General features: G+C 55.9%; 13 protein-coding genes and 1 tRNA gene. 13 read left to right on the top strand and 1 reads right to left on the bottom strand.

Features of this window, described 5'->3' with window-relative positions; genetic code table 11:
- Nucleotides 1–61 precede the first annotated feature (61 nt).
- The 7 genes from DES29_RS04100 to DES29_RS04130 all read left to right on the top strand — a co-directional run bounded on the left by DES29_RS04100 (nucleotide 62) and on the right by DES29_RS04130 (nucleotide 6,708).
- On the top strand, nucleotides 62–1,477 hold the full coding sequence (locus tag DES29_RS04100) for a sensor histidine kinase (RefSeq protein ID WP_005429397.1): 1,416 nt from the start codon (nucleotides 62–64) through the stop codon (nucleotides 1,475–1,477).
- Nucleotides 1,478–1,594: 117 nt separating this feature from the next.
- Nucleotides 1,595–3,361 (top strand): tetratricopeptide repeat protein, encoded by a 1,767-nt coding sequence (locus DES29_RS04105; RefSeq protein WP_021995103.1) that lies wholly within the window; start codon nucleotides 1,595–1,597, stop codon nucleotides 3,359–3,361.
- Nucleotides 3,358–3,900 carry a lipoprotein insertase outer membrane protein LolB gene (locus tag DES29_RS04110; protein WP_005429394.1) on the top strand — a complete coding sequence of 181 codons (543 nt, stop codon included), beginning with the start codon at nucleotides 3,358–3,360 and terminating at the stop codon, nucleotides 3,898–3,900. The genes DES29_RS04105 and DES29_RS04110 overlap by 4 nt, the downstream gene beginning before the upstream one ends.
- Nucleotides 3,897–4,841, top strand: coding sequence for a 4-(cytidine 5'-diphospho)-2-C-methyl-D-erythritol kinase (gene ispE, locus DES29_RS04115; RefSeq protein ID WP_021995104.1), 945 nt, complete (start codon nucleotides 3,897–3,899; stop codon nucleotides 4,839–4,841). The genes DES29_RS04110 and ispE overlap by 4 nt, the downstream gene beginning before the upstream one ends.
- Nucleotides 4,832–4,906: transfer RNA gene (locus tag DES29_RS04120), tRNA-Gln, on the top strand. Before ispE ends, DES29_RS04120 begins: the two co-directional genes overlap by 10 nt.
- 121 nt (nucleotides 4,907–5,027) lie before the next feature.
- Nucleotides 5,028–5,981, top strand: a complete 954-nt coding sequence (locus tag DES29_RS04125) for a ribose-phosphate pyrophosphokinase (RefSeq protein WP_038025314.1) — start codon at nucleotides 5,028–5,030, stop codon at nucleotides 5,979–5,981.
- A gap of 82 nt (nucleotides 5,982–6,063) precedes the next feature.
- Nucleotides 6,064–6,708: a 50S ribosomal protein L25/general stress protein Ctc gene (locus tag DES29_RS04130; protein WP_016475223.1), complete on the top strand. Its 645-nt coding sequence runs from the start codon at nucleotides 6,064–6,066 to the stop codon at nucleotides 6,706–6,708.
- 73 nt (nucleotides 6,709–6,781) lie between these two features.
- Here DES29_RS04130 and DES29_RS12455 read toward each other — a convergent pair whose 3' ends face one another.
- A complete protein-coding gene (locus DES29_RS12455) occupies nucleotides 6,782–6,955 on the bottom strand; it encodes a hypothetical protein (protein WP_156022155.1) in 174 nt (57 codons plus the stop codon).
- Between the two features lie 78 nt (nucleotides 6,956–7,033).
- On the opposite strand from DES29_RS12455, the gene DES29_RS04135 reads away from it, so the two are divergent.
- The 6 genes from DES29_RS04135 (at nucleotide 7,034) to ahpC (ending at nucleotide 12,525) form a co-directional block, all read left to right on the top strand.
- The gene (locus DES29_RS04135; protein WP_113854495.1) at nucleotides 7,034–8,848 is read left to right on the top strand and encodes a DEAD/DEAH box helicase; all 1,815 of its coding nucleotides are present in this window, start codon (nucleotides 7,034–7,036) and stop codon (nucleotides 8,846–8,848) included.
- A 19-nt stretch (nucleotides 8,849–8,867) separates the two neighbouring features.
- Entirely contained in the window at nucleotides 8,868–9,521 is a 654-nt protein-coding gene (gene pth / locus DES29_RS04140; protein WP_021995106.1) for an aminoacyl-tRNA hydrolase, read from the top strand.
- Between the two features lie 4 nt (nucleotides 9,522–9,525).
- Complete coding sequence (locus DES29_RS04145; protein ID WP_021995107.1) at nucleotides 9,526–10,047, top strand: 2-thiouracil desulfurase family protein; 522 nt, start codon at nucleotides 9,526–9,528, stop codon at nucleotides 10,045–10,047.
- 173 nt (nucleotides 10,048–10,220) lie between these two features.
- Nucleotides 10,221–11,315, top strand: a complete 1,095-nt coding sequence (gene ychF, locus DES29_RS04150) for a redox-regulated ATPase YchF (protein ID WP_021995108.1) — start codon at nucleotides 10,221–10,223, stop codon at nucleotides 11,313–11,315.
- Between the two features lie 126 nt (nucleotides 11,316–11,441).
- Nucleotides 11,442–11,810 (top strand): helix-turn-helix domain-containing protein, encoded by a 369-nt coding sequence (locus DES29_RS04155; RefSeq protein ID WP_005429373.1) that lies wholly within the window; start codon nucleotides 11,442–11,444, stop codon nucleotides 11,808–11,810.
- A gap of 151 nt (nucleotides 11,811–11,961) precedes the next feature.
- Nucleotides 11,962–12,525 (top strand): alkyl hydroperoxide reductase subunit C, encoded by a 564-nt coding sequence (gene ahpC / locus DES29_RS04160; RefSeq protein ID WP_016475226.1) that lies wholly within the window; start codon nucleotides 11,962–11,964, stop codon nucleotides 12,523–12,525.
- The last annotated feature ends 12 nt before the right edge of the window (nucleotides 12,526–12,537 follow it).

Here is a 12,537-nt window from a genome sequence, read left to right on the forward strand (position 1 = left end):
CACAATCAACCATCCGTTGATAATGAGACTCTATTCACTTTTCATCTCCGCCCCTCCGTCCATGATCATATCGAGCGCTTTCGGCTGGTTTGCCGGCATTCGCGGCATCAACAGTTTCTTCTGGCGGCTTTTTGCTGGTTTGCTCGCCGTTATTGTTCTTTCCTCATTTCTGGGCTTTGGCGTTCACACATACCTCAACCGTGACGAAGCGCGCTACGGAAAGGTCGACGTGTTTGTCGGAGGACGCAAGGCCGTACAGGCCGCACTGATTATCTATCAGCTCAAGGGACAGGATGCATTAGTGGAATGGCTGAAAAGTCCCGGAAACGTGCTGCCAACCGTTTATATCGTCGATGATCATGGCTCCGAAATCAGTGGTCGTACGGCGCCAGAGCTTGCACTCCGCTCTATCGAAGAGAATTCCATCCCAGAGGTTGAAGACCACGTCCTTAAGAACTATCCGCTCAACGCCGTAGAAGACATCGAAATCAACGGGCGCCCTTACACAGCCTTCGCTGTTTTTGAGCATTCCAATCACGACCTGCCATTCTTCAACCCCTTTGGCACCGGAATTCCTATTTATGTTCTCTTTTTGGTTGCCCTGATTCTGACGGCTTTTGTTTCTGCAATTCTTGCCTATTACTACACCCGGCCGCTGCGGAAACTCGATGGCGCAATGCGGGCATTTGCGGAAGGCAAGCTCGATACACGCGTCGAAAACTCCATCGGACGCGCTGACGCCGAAGTTGCTGCTTTAGCAGGCATCTTCGACAAAATGGCCGGACAAATTAGCCGGCTTATCAACCGCCAGAGACGGTTGTTTCACGATGTGAGTCATGAATTGAGAAGCCCGCTTGCCCGCATTGATGTGGCTTTAGACATTGCCCGCCGAGATGCCGACAGAGTCGGTCCCTCGCTTGATCGAATTGAAAGAGAAGTAGACGAACTGGATCGACTCGTCGGCAGCTTGCTCGCCTACGCACGATATGAGCAAGGGGCCGGCATGCCGCTCACTCCCGGATCGATTTCAGCCGTCACAGCTGAGGTCGTTGAAAACACGGCATTTGAGGCACAGAAAAAGAACGTTTCAGTTGTGCTTGAAGATGAATTACCATCCAAATTCGTCCTGCCAATCAATGCCGATGCACTCAGAAGTGCAATGGAAAACATCCTGCGCAATGGTCTGCGTCAGACCCCCGCAGGTAGTCGTCTTTCCGTAACGCTTACGGCAACATCTCGCTTTGTGCGCATTTCGCTCTGCGATCAGGGTCCCGGTATGCCTCCTGAAGAAATCGAACACGCTTTCGACCCTTTTGTGCGCGGCAGTCATGAGCAAACCGGTACGGGTTTTGGGTTAGGACTCGCTATTGCCCAGCGTGCGGTGCAGGCTCATTTCGGCCGCATTGAAGCACGCAATCTCCCCACCGGCGGTTTTGAAGTCCGCATTGATTTGCCGCGAACGGAAGCTGTCCGCTAAATACTGCAGACACGAACCGATACGGAAGAAGTACGGGCGAGCGGTTGTAGAATGAAAAGTTCTGCGCGACCCTTAAACGCATCTCCCTTTCACAGCCTCCAAGGACTACCCTGCAACATGTCAAGCGGTCTTTTCAAGTTTGCGGTCTCGACTGTTTTTGCGGTCGCCGCTAGCGCCTTTGCTCATCCGGGCATGCCGGCCGGACATCCGGAAGTGGCGCACCCGAACCGCACGCTTTTTGAGTTGATTACGGCCGACATTGCCGTACATCGCGGCGATACCGGCTTTGCCTACGAAGCTTGGATGGACGCTGCGAAAAACGAAAAATCGGCTGACCTTGCCAAGCTCGCCTGGGAAGCAGCTGTTGCAACACGCAATCCTGAAAAAGCCATTGCCGCAGCTAAGGTATGGCTCGACAGCGATCCCGCAGCTTTTGAAGCGCGGCTGACACTGCTTGCCGATGCTGTGGAACGTGGCGATGAAGCGGCAGTTCGCGCACAGATCGACGAACTTTCTCGTCGTTCGTCAGAAACTGAAAAAACACCTGCCGAAAAGGGCAGCTGGCTTGTAAGGCTCTATCCCGGATTAGCAGCTGTCAAGCCTGGTTCCGGCCTCAAAACAGCAGTACAAACGCTCGAACCGATCGTCGCTCAGTACCCCAAGCGTGCAGACGTACAAATCGGCTTTGCACAGCTCCTCGCCCGTACGGGTCAGGGCGATCTGGCTTGCCGTCGCGCCGCAGCAGCAAGCGCCGCCGTACCTAATGATCATGAGCGACTCGGCGAAGCCGCTGATGTTTGCTGGCAAGCGGGCAATATGGGCGAAGCCCGCTCAATGCTCGAAAAATATCTTAAGAAACATCCGAACGACAGCTATGTGCTCCTCATCTTTGGCCGCGTTGAAGAGCGTCTCGGCCGTCGAGCCTCAGCGCTTGATGCGCTTGTGCGCGCTATGAAGCAACCTGCGTCCGACGAGCGAATCGCGTTCAACGCCGGAGAACTTGCTGCCGATCTGGGAGACGCTCCCAAGACTGAAGCCTATTTCAAACGTTATGTAGAGATGCTTCGCGCACAAAGCGAAGACATCGACCTGACGCGTCTTGAAGTTTGGCTTCGACTCGGCAACGCGGCGCTGATGCAGAAATCCCCTGAACGGGCTGCCGAATACTATGCCGAACTGCGTGGAGGCCCGTTTGCTGTCGATGCGCGCATTCGTGAAGCGCTCGCACTCACGGATGCCGGTCGGCCGGAAGATGCGTTAAAAGCTTTGCGTGAAGGCCGCGAAGAGCTCAAACTCGACGCGCCTGCACTAATGAGTGCGGAATCCAAACTGCTGCTTGAGCTCAACCGCAAGCAGGAAGCCGTAGCTCTCATGCAGCAGGCAGCACAAACCTATCCAACAGAGCCTGAAGTACTCTACGATGCCGCGATGGTGGAAATGGATTCGGGGCTGCGCACTGAAGCCGAAAAACATCTCCGCGCACTGATGACAGTCAATCCTCAGCACGTTCAGGGCGCCAATGCGCTGGGATACTTGCTGACCGAAGACAATCGAGATCTTAAATTTGCCCGTGAGCTGCTTGAACGCGCCTACCGTGCTGAACCCCTTAATCCTTACATCCTCGATTCAATGGGGTGGCTCAATTTCCGGGAAGGCCGCTATCGTGCAGCAGCCGAATTCACTACCGCATCCCTCAAGCGACTTTGGGATATTGAAGTAGCGGGGCATCTCGTAGAAATTTATGCTGCACAAGGCAAAAAAACAGAGGCCCTTCGAACGCTCCATGAACTGGCCCGTCAAGGCGGGGACGATGCAAAAGCGCTTGTCGATCAGCTTGCTGCCCGCTGGAAGCTCTCAGAATTACCGATAAAGACCGCGCAATGACGTCTACTTCACGCCGTACATTCTGTCTTCAAAGTCTTGCAGCAGGATTGTCCGCCGTTACGCTTCTTTCGGGCTGCGCGGTTACTCCTCAAAACGCTCGTGTCTGGCGCGGCCGGTTTTCACTGCGCATCACTGCAGCAGACGGTCGTTTGGAAAATCAAACCGGACGCTTTGAACTTACGAAAACGCCTCAATTTCTGCGGCTTGATCTCCTTACGCCGCTCTCTGGCATTCTCGCTCGCATTGAAGAAACAAGCCGCGGCGCCTCCTTCACGCGCAGCCTTTCTGAACCCGCTGTCACACGTTCCGACATCAATGCACTGCTCACTGAACTACTCGGCTTCACACTCCCTGTAGTGCCGCTCGCCAATTTACTCGAACAGACTGCTGCAGCAGAGATGTCAGTCTACGGGCCTTGGCGCGCTCAAATTCTTTCGAGATTCACCGACGGATCGCCTCAGCGACTGAGGATTGACGGACGTGCCGGTCAGACCTCTGCTGCACCGTTAGTGCAGCTCACGATTTTTGTAGAAGCATGACAACCACCGCCGCACGCAGCTACCTCAACTTGCCTGCCCCCGCAAAGCTCAATCTTTTCCTGCATGTCATTGGTCAACGCTCCGACGGCAAACATCTTTTGGAATCCATCTTCATTCTGATCAACCTTTTTGACACGATTGATTTGATTGAAAGATTTGACGGCCAGCTTGAACGCACGGGCGACATCATTGGCGCCCCTGAAAAAGACCTCTGCATACGTGCGGCCAAGGCACTTCTGACTGCTGCCGTAGACCATGGAAAACGCTGTTGCGGGCAACTCCCCGGCGCCACCATTCACGTTCAAAAGCGCATTCCTGCCGGCGCAGGGATGGGCGGCGGAAGTTCGGACGCCGCCACAACCCTTATCGGTCTCAATCGTCTCTGGAAACTGGGATTCGACCGTAATGAGCTTGCCGCAATCGGTGAGCAGCTCGGCGCTGACATTCCTTTTTTCATCAGAGGCGCCAATGCCTTCGTTGAAGGCATTGGCGAACGGATCACCCCTATTGAGGTCCCTCCAGGGCGTTACTTGGTCATCTGGCCGGGACGAAGTGTTTCCACAGCCGACATATTCAATGCTCCTGCCTTGACAAGAGATAGCGAATCTCAGACAATACACGTCTTTTCCGACCTCCTCCGGAACCATTGGCCAGCTCTTCCCGGCCGCAACGATCTTCAATCGATCGCTGCACAGTTTGAGCCGGCTGTTCTCGAGGCGCTCGACAAGCTTGCGGCTCTAGGGCCCGAGTTTGGTGAGCCTCGTATGACAGGTTCTGGTAGTGCTGTATTTGCTCCCATCCTTAACGGCGACGCTGATGCGTCTGCTCCGGAGCTATCCCGTCTGCCTTCGGGTTGGCGCGGATTCTGCATCAGCAGTCTTCCGGAACATCCGCTGAAGCCGTGGAGCGAAGACGCCGAAGAAGAAAATTTAGGGGTGTAGCCAAGCGGTAAGGCACCGGATTTTGATTCCGGCTACCGAAGGTTCGATTCCTTCCACCCCTGCCACCCCCCAAGTTGGCCGCAATAGCGGCCAGATGAAGCACCTGACGGCCCTGCCGTCGGTCTCAACCCCAACCGTTCAAAGAGCCTTGGAGCCCTTTGCAAGAGAGCAGAAATCATGGTCCCGATGGTGCCGGAAAGCATGATGGTCTTTGCAGGCAATGCCAATCCCAAGCTTGCCCAAGCCGTTACCGAATACCTCCACATTCCCCTTGGCCGCGCGGCAGTTTCCCGCTTCAGCGACGGTGAAGTTAGCGTTCAGCTACTCGATACGGTTCGTGGCAAGGATGTTTTCGTTCTGCAGAGCACCTGTGCTCCGACGAATGACAACCTGATGGAACTTCTCATCATGGTTGATGCGCTCAAGCGCGCTTCGGCTCGCCGTATCACTGCCGCCATTCCGTACTACGGATATGCGCGTCAGGATCGTCGTCCTCGCTCAGCCCGCGTGGCCATTTCGGCCAAGTTGGTTGCCAACATGCTCCAATCCGCCGGTGTTGACCACGTCCTCACAATGGACCTCCACGCCGACCAGATTCAGGGCTTCTTCGACATCCCCGTCGATAACATCTATGCCACGCCGGTGCTTCTCTCGGATCTCGCCTCTCGTCACTTTGAGAATCCGATCGTAGTTTCGCCTGATGTGGGCGGCGTTGTCCGCGCTCGCGCCATGGCCAAAGCCATTGAGTCCGATCTTGCTATCATCGACAAGCGTCGTCCGCGCGCCAATGTTGCAGAAATCATGAACATCATCGGTGATGTTGCCGGCCGCACCTGCATCATCACGGACGATATTGTTGACACGGCCGGCACGCTCTGCAATGCTGCAGGCGCGCTCAAAGAACGCGGCGCTCGTGCCGTCGTGGCCTACATCACGCACCCGGTGCTCTCGGGCGCAGCGATCGAACGCATTTCTAACTCTGCTTTGGATGAGCTCGTTGTGACGGATACGATTCCGCTCAGCCCGGCCGCCCAAGCTTGCCCGAAGATTCGCCAGGTTTCCTGTGCGGCCATCATCGGTGAAACCCTTTCGCGCATCGCGCGCGAAGCTTCCGTGAGTTCACTCTTCTCGGAATGCTGATCCCGTCAGCTCCACAGTTGGTCGCGATTGTGGAGTTGCCGTTTCTATTTTTAAAAAAAAACACTCTATTAGGAGTCATCCCATGAAAGTCATCGCCACCACGCGCACAACGCAAGGTACGGGTGCGAGCCGCCGTCTGCGCCGCGCGGACAAGCTCCCGGGCATCATTTACGGCGGCAAGAACCCCGCCACCCCGATCGAGCTTGAACACAACCCGATCTTCTTTGCGCTGCGCAAGGAAAAGTTCCACGCTTCCATTCTGACGATGGAACTCGACGGCAAGGAAGAACTCGTTGTTCTGCGTGACTTCCAGATGCACCCGTATAAGCAGCAGGTCATGCACATCGACTTCCAGCGCATTGCGCCGGATGAAGTTGTGACGATGCGTGTGCCGCTGCACTTCTCGGGCGAAGAACTCAGCCCGGCCGTTAAGATCGACAAGTGCATCATCTCGCGTGCTGCCGCCTACGTCGAAGTGGCCTGCTTGCCGCGTGATCTGCCTGAATTCATCGCCGTTGACCTCTCCAAGATGGAAACCGGCACGACCCTGCACGCCAACGACCTCGTTGTTCCGGAAGGCGTCAAGATGGTTACGGACTCGGTCATCGCTTCCGTTATTCAGCCGGTCGAAGAAGAAATCATTGCTCCTGCGGCCGCTGAAGGCGATGCTGCCGCCGCTGCTCCGGCCGATGGTGCCGCTGCTCCGGCTGCCGCCCCGGCCAAGTAATCCGTCAGGATACTTTCGCCCGCTGCTGGAGCTTTCAGGGCTCCAGCAGATACGGCGCAAGCCCGCGAGGCTTCTAACCCAAGCCGATGCGGGCTTTTTGCTTATCTTCAGAAGACTTTTGACTTCCAAAGCCTTCATCGTGGCATTTCCTTGCGAATGCCCGATCTTGTGTGGTCATTGCCACCTCTTGCAGAGCGAATGCACTCTGCAGCATGCCTGATTTCGATAGCAGGTTTTTACTCAACATTTGCTGAACGCCTCATCTGCCTTCGTTTCTGAGTTCTGATGTGCGAGGCCGCCAGCGACCATTGGACATTACTCAAACATGGCTGATTTCGCCGAACTGGGCCTTTCGCCCCAACTCGTCTCTTCCCTTACTGCCCTTGGCTTTGAAGAACCTACCCCTATTCAAGAGGCTGCCATTCCAGCCATTCTTGCGGGCTCAGACGTTCTCGGCCAGGCCGCCACTGGCACGGGTAAAACTGCCGCCTTCGCACTTCCTCTTATTGAACGCTGGGCACTTGGCAAAGAGCCTTCCGACCCGGTGATTCTCGTTCTCACTCCGACGCGTGAACTATGCCTGCAGGTGAGTGAATCTTTTCACAGCTACGGCCGAGATGCCGGCATCATCGTGACGCCGATCTACGGCGGACAGGAATATGGCCGACAGATCCGCTCGCTTAAGCGCGGCACGCATGTCGTTGTTGCCACGCCAGGTCGAGCCCTTGATCACATTAATCGCGGCACGCTCAAGCTTGATGCCGTAAAGGCCGTAGTTCTCGACGAAGCTGACGAGATGCTTGACCTCGGCTTTGCCGACGAACTGGATGCCATCTTCGAGGCACTCCCCGAGGGCGTACAGACAGCACTCTTCTCCGCTACGCTTCCGCCGAGAATTGCGAAAATCGCCGACGAACATCTGAAGAACCCCGTGCGAATCGCTATTGCCAAGGAAGAAACACCCGAAGGCGAAGCCCCCCGTGTTCCTCAGATCGCTTATATCGTGGGACGCAATTACCGCACGGCAGCGCTTGGACGCATTCTTGATCTTGAGGATCCCGAACTTGCCATCATCTTCGCCCGCACCCGCAACGAAGTCGATGAGCTGACTGAAGCACTTCGCGTCCGCGGCTACAGCGTCGAGGCATTGCACGGCGGCCTTGATCAGCCCACTCGTGACCGCGTTATGCGTAATGCCAGATCCGGCAAGATTGATGCGATTGTCGCCACCGACGTTGCCGCTCGCGGCATCGATTTGGAAAACCTGACGCACGTCATCAATTTCGGTATCCCGGCGTCCTATGAAACCTACGTGCATCGCATCGGCCGAACGGGCCGTGCAGGCCGCACTGGTACAGCCATCACCATTCTTGAACCGCGCGAACACCGCCACATTCGAGCCCTCGAGCGCGCTACACGCTCAAAAATTGAAATCCGTACGGTCCCGTCAGCTACCGATGTTCAAGCCAAGCGCCTTGAAGTTACCCGCGGTGCAATCGCAGAGATCCTCGCTCAAGGAGGACTTGAACGCTACAACGTAATCGTTGAGGCACTCTGCGAAGAACACGACCCGATTGAAGTGGCCGCTGCCGCCGTTCGCCTCGCACTGGAAAGCGAAGGTACAAATGACGACGACATGGAGATCCCCGCTTTCGGTGATCGGTGCGATCGACGCGAACGCAGCGAACGTCCGGAACGTCCGGAACGTCCGCGCCGCGAACGCGGAGAGCCCGAAGAGGGCATGACGCGTCTCTTTATCGGAGCCGGCCGCATGAGCGGCGTGCGCCCGGGCGATATCGTCGGTGCCATTGCCAATGAGGCCAATGTAAGCTCGCGGCAAATCGGAGCAATTGATATTTCCGACCGCTTTACGCTCGCAGAAGTCGACAGCGCAGTCGCGCAGCAAGTCATCGACGCCCTTCAGGGGGTTCGCTTCAAAGGACGCCCCATCACGGTGAAGCTCGACCAAGGTGCGCCGCGAGAAGAACGCGGTGATCGAGGCCGTTCCGATCGTTTTGAGCGCGAAGGACGAAACGATCGCTATGATCGTCCCGAACGTAAGCGCTTTGATCGTGACGACCGTTCTGAGCGTTATTCACGCTTTGACGATGACAACCGCCGTCGCGGACCGCGCCGCTGATATTTCTTAAAGTAAGCAAATGGCTCAACAGAATCTGCCCATCCGTCTTATCGTCGGGCTCGGCAACCCGGGTCCGGACTATGTTCGTACCCGGCACAATGCGGGCTTTCGTTTTGTTGACATGCTCGCCGGCAAACTCGGTGCGCATTTCCACGAAGAACGGAAGTTTCAGGGAGAGACAGCACGCTGCCGCATTGCCGGCCATGAAGTCTGGCTCCTCAAGCCTCTCACCTTCATGAACGCCTCAGGTGAAGCCGTCTCGGCCATGGCCAACTACTTCAAGATCACACCCGCTGAAGTCCTTGTCGCCCACGACGAAATGGACCTGCTTCCCGGCTGCATGCGCATCAAAAAGGGCGGCGGCAATGCTGGTCACAACGGCTTGAAGTCCATTACTCAGCAGCTTGGCACGCCTGACTTCTGGCGCCTGCGTCTCGGTATCGGTCATCCTCGAACGCTCGGCCTGGCTCAGCAAGTCTTCGACTTTGTCCTTTCTGCGCCTTCATCCGAGCACGAAGAAGCCATTCGTACCTGCGCCTTAGCTGCCCTCGAGACGGCACCGCTCTGGGCTGAAGGGGAGATGGAAAAAGCTCACCGCGCCATTGCGGCTTTTGGAACGCCCAAGAAACCTGCGCCTCCACAGAAGCCTGGACGCCAAACCATTGAGGCCTGACGCGATGGTTGCGCCCGCCGTACTCATCAGCCGCTGTCTCCTCGGGGAGCGCTGCCGTTACGACGGGCGCCTGAAGCCTTCTATTCTTGAGCACCTCGCTCAATACCAAGTCACCGTTCAACATATTCGCTGGGTGCCCATTTGTCCTGAGGTCGACGGCGGTCTTCCTGTTCCGCGCCAACCTTGTGAGATTTGCCCGGGCAGTACTGCCAGCGATGTTCTATCGGGCCGCTCAAAGATTTGTTCTTGCCGCGGAGACGACGCTTCTGATCCATATGTGCGCGGAGCGAAGCTTGCGGTGATTGCCGCTCAAACGCAGGGCGCACAATTTGCGCTTTTGAAAGCAAGAAGCCCATCCTGTAGTCCTCACTGTATTTATGACGGCACCTTCTCCGGTCGACTCGTTCCCGGACGCGGTATCGCTGCGCAGGCGCTTGCCGATGTTGGTATTGAACTTTTCAGCGAAGAAACCATTGAAGCGCTCATTGACCGCATCCGATCCTTAGATGCAGCAGCATCCGTCTGAACACAAGCAATTGTCCAATATCACTTCTCTGTGCTTGTCATTCGATAAGCCTTGCTAAAATAGCGGGTTCCTATTGCGCACCGACCGCCGCTTGCGGCCGGTTTTCTGCCGCGCTCCCGCGCATTGCGGTTTTTTGAGCGCATCTTCCACCCCATTCCATCAAGAGATTCATCATGGGCTTGAAATGCGGCATCGTCGGCCTTCCCAATGTCGGCAAATCCACGATCTTCAACGCGCTCACAAAAGCGGGTATCGCCGCTGAGAACTATCCTTTCTGCACCATTGAACCCAATGTAGGCATTGTTGAAGTGCCTGATCCCCGCCTGCAGAAGCTCTCGGAGATTGTTAAGCCCGAACGCATCGTGCCCGCTGCTGTCGAATTTGTCGATATCGCCGGTCTCGTTGCAGGAGCGAGCAAGGGTGAAGGTCTTGGCAATCAGTTCCTTGCCAACATTCGCGAGTGTGATGCCATCGCACATATCGTTCGGTGTTTCAACGACGACAATGTCGTGCATGTTGCCGGAGAAGTGAATCCGCTCAACGACATCGCTGTGATCAATACCGAACTTGCGCTTGCCGATCTGGCAACCGTGGAAAAAGCTTTGAACCGCTATGCCAAGCAGGCCCGCTCCGGCGGTGACAAGGAGGCAATGAAGCTGGTTCTTGTGCTCGAAAAGCTTCAGCCTGTTCTCAATGAAGGCATGCCCGCGCGTTCGGTGAAGCTTAACGAAGACGAACAAAAAGTCATCCGCCAGCTATTTCTTCTGACCATGAAGCCCACCATGTATGTGGCCAACGTTGAAGATCATGGTTTCACAAACAACCCGCTTCTTGACGCCGTTCGTGAGTTTGCGGCGAAGGAACATGCTCCGGTCGTTGCTGTTTGTGCCAAGACAGAGGCGGACATTGCCGACCTCGACGACGCCGACAAGGAAATGTTCCTTGAAGACATGGGCATGTCTGAACCTGGTCTCAACCGTGTCATCCGCGCCGCCTATGATCTGCTTGGGCTGCAGACCTACTTCACTGCCGGCGTCAAAGAAGTACGTGCTTGGACCATTCACAAAGGCGACACCGCTCCGCAGGCTGCAGGTGTAATCCATACTGATTTTGAGCGCGGCTTTATCCGTGCCCAAACGATCGCCTATGATGACTTTATCGCGCACCGCGGAGAAAAAGGTGCTCAGGAAGCTGGCAAGATGCGAGCCGAAGGCAAGGACTACATCGTTCAGGATGGCGACGTAATGAACTTCCTCTTTAACGTCTAACGCGCTATTTCAACGCCGCTCGGCACAGGCCGCCGGACCGCTCTGCTTCTTGGGCGTCGGCGGCCTTTTTTCGTCTTTCCGACGACCTTATACTGCACATCGTTCCCAACCACTTCATTGCTACGCATGGCTACGACCTCCACCAAACGGCGCAAGGATGCCGGCGAGCGGCTCAAAGGCGAGCGAGAACGTCTCGGCTATGCTCCTCGCCAGATTGCTCAGCTCCTCGGCGTACCGCTCGAAGCTTACGACGCCTTTGAATCCGGCACTGCCGATCCAGGCATATGGCGCATGCCGCGTCTTGCAGCCTGCGGTTTCGATGTGCTCTTTATCATCACCGGAGAAAGACACCTTGTGATCGAAGAGGAAAACGAACTCCTTACACGGTTTCGTGAGCTCTCACAACGCGGCCGCGCATCTGTCTTCACGACGCTTGATGCACTTGAACGGCTTGCACCCAATATCCGCAAACAGTTTGATCGCTTTAAAAATTAACGAAGCTGCGAATCATTCTCTTGTTAATAGTTTTTACTTTTTAGATTTGACAGCTCGATAAATAATCGCTAAAGTAGCGCCATTGAATATATTTCATTCGGACGACACGCCATGCCGCCGTCCAAACCAGTCAACTGACAAGGAGAATCCAATGTCTCTGCTTACTACTGAAATCCTGCCGTTCGAAACCGAGGCCTACCACGAAGGCGCCTTCAAGAAGGTTACGGATGCGGATCTGAAGGGCCATTGGTCCGTCGTCTTCTTCTACCCGGCCGACTTCACCTTCGTGTGCCCGACTGAGCTCGAAGACCTCGCCGACCACTATGCTGAATTCAAGAAACTGGGCGTTGAGATCTACGCCGTTTCGACGGACACTCACTTTACGCACAAGGCTTGGCATGAATCTTCCGCCGCCGTTGGCAAGGTGCAATTCCCGATGCTTGGCGACAAGACTGGCCAGATCTCCCGCAACTTCGACGTTTTGATTGAGAAGGAAGGCCTTGCGGAACGTGGTACGTTTGTGATCAACCCCGCCGGCAAGATCGTCGTCATGGAACACCACGACGGCGGCATCGGCCGCGACGCCTCTGAGCTTCTCCGCAAGGTTGAAGCGGCTCAGTACGTTGACGCTCATCCTGATCAGGTCTGCCCTGCCAAGTGGCGTCCGGGCAAGGAAACGCTGGTTCCGTCCTTCGATCTCGTGGGCAAGATCTAATCTTTCCTGCGG

It is taken from the genome of Sutterella wadsworthensis (assembly GCF_003315195.1).
In the GTDB taxonomy this organism is placed as follows: domain Bacteria; phylum Pseudomonadota; class Gammaproteobacteria; order Burkholderiales; family Burkholderiaceae_F; genus Sutterella; species Sutterella wadsworthensis.

What these genes read in the sequence shown, in the direction of transcription:
- DES29_RS04145 (WP_021995107.1), top strand. Translation starts at nt 9,526, where the DNA reads ATGGTTGCGCCCGCCGTACTCATCAGCCGCTGTCTCCTCGGGGAGCGC.
- ahpC (WP_016475226.1), top strand. Translation starts at nt 11,962, where the DNA reads ATGTCTCTGCTTACTACTGAAATCCTGCCGTTCGAAACCGAGGCCTAC.
- DES29_RS04130 (WP_016475223.1), top strand. Translation starts at nt 6,064, where the DNA reads ATGAAAGTCATCGCCACCACGCGCACAACGCAAGGTACGGGTGCGAGC.
- ispE (WP_021995104.1), top strand. Translation starts at nt 3,897, where the DNA reads ATGACAACCACCGCCGCACGCAGCTACCTCAACTTGCCTGCCCCCGCA.
- ychF (WP_021995108.1), top strand. Translation starts at nt 10,221, where the DNA reads ATGGGCTTGAAATGCGGCATCGTCGGCCTTCCCAATGTCGGCAAATCC.
- DES29_RS12455 (WP_156022155.1), bottom strand. Translation starts at nt 6,955, where the DNA reads ATGTTGAGTAAAAACCTGCTATCGAAATCAGGCATGCTGCAGAGTGCA.
- DES29_RS04135 (WP_113854495.1), top strand. Translation starts at nt 7,034, where the DNA reads ATGGCTGATTTCGCCGAACTGGGCCTTTCGCCCCAACTCGTCTCTTCC.
- DES29_RS04155 (WP_005429373.1), top strand. Translation starts at nt 11,442, where the DNA reads ATGGCTACGACCTCCACCAAACGGCGCAAGGATGCCGGCGAGCGGCTC.
- pth (WP_021995106.1), top strand. Translation starts at nt 8,868, where the DNA reads ATGGCTCAACAGAATCTGCCCATCCGTCTTATCGTCGGGCTCGGCAAC.
- DES29_RS04100 (WP_005429397.1), top strand. Translation starts at nt 62, where the DNA reads ATGATCATATCGAGCGCTTTCGGCTGGTTTGCCGGCATTCGCGGCATC.
- DES29_RS04110 (WP_005429394.1), top strand. Translation starts at nt 3,358, where the DNA reads ATGACGTCTACTTCACGCCGTACATTCTGTCTTCAAAGTCTTGCAGCA.
- DES29_RS04105 (WP_021995103.1), top strand. Translation starts at nt 1,595, where the DNA reads ATGTCAAGCGGTCTTTTCAAGTTTGCGGTCTCGACTGTTTTTGCGGTC.
- DES29_RS04125 (WP_038025314.1), top strand. Translation starts at nt 5,028, where the DNA reads ATGGTGCCGGAAAGCATGATGGTCTTTGCAGGCAATGCCAATCCCAAG.